The sequence below is a fragment of the Haloferax sp. Atlit-109R genome (assembly GCF_003665865.1).
In the GTDB taxonomy this organism is placed as follows: domain Archaea; phylum Halobacteriota; class Halobacteria; order Halobacteriales; family Haloferacaceae; genus Haloferax; species Haloferax volcanii.
In genome coordinates this window covers 1-465 of the sequence record NZ_QPLO01000024.1, presented here as the reverse complement: position 1 = coordinate 465, position 465 = coordinate 1, and the positions used below count along the sequence as shown (strand labels likewise).

The 465-nt window shown below is 58.3% G+C and carries 1 protein-coding gene; it reads right to left on the bottom strand.

The features are described 5' to 3' along the window. Positions 1–431 (bottom strand): ArsR family transcriptional regulator (locus DVK03_RS19480; protein ID WP_121593850.1); only part of this gene is annotated, 431 nt, incomplete at its 3' end. Between the last annotated feature and the right edge of the window lie 34 nt (positions 432–465).

Below are 465 nucleotides of genomic sequence, written 5' to 3'. Positions count from 1 at the left end.
TCCGAAACCGCCACTGGAAGTTCCGGTCGCGGTGCCGATTCGTGGCGTTCAACTTTCTCTGTCTTACGGGTGTTCTCGTAGAGGGCTCGAGCGACCGGAAGCCCACGGAGATACTTGTAGTCGTAGAGGACTTCGACACCACGCGCTGTGAAACCGTAGAACTGCGAGGGGAGATCGCGTTTCTCCTCGCTCGGTTCGTATGTATAGCGTGCGAGGAGTCCGGCGTCGATCAGCGTCTCCAGCTGGTCTTTGATGGCCGCCTGACTCTTCCCAGTCATGTACTCGAGTTCGGCGAGCGACATGAGATGGGCGGGATGGCCCAGCAGTTCCTGGATGATGAGGTGGCGCGTATCTTGGGACAGTAGCTTGAACAGCCGTTGCTGTTCCGCGAATGGACCCGCATCGGCTGTTCCGCTGTGACTCTCGCTCATACGTGTCTCTACGAGCAGCGGCGCTATAACAGTT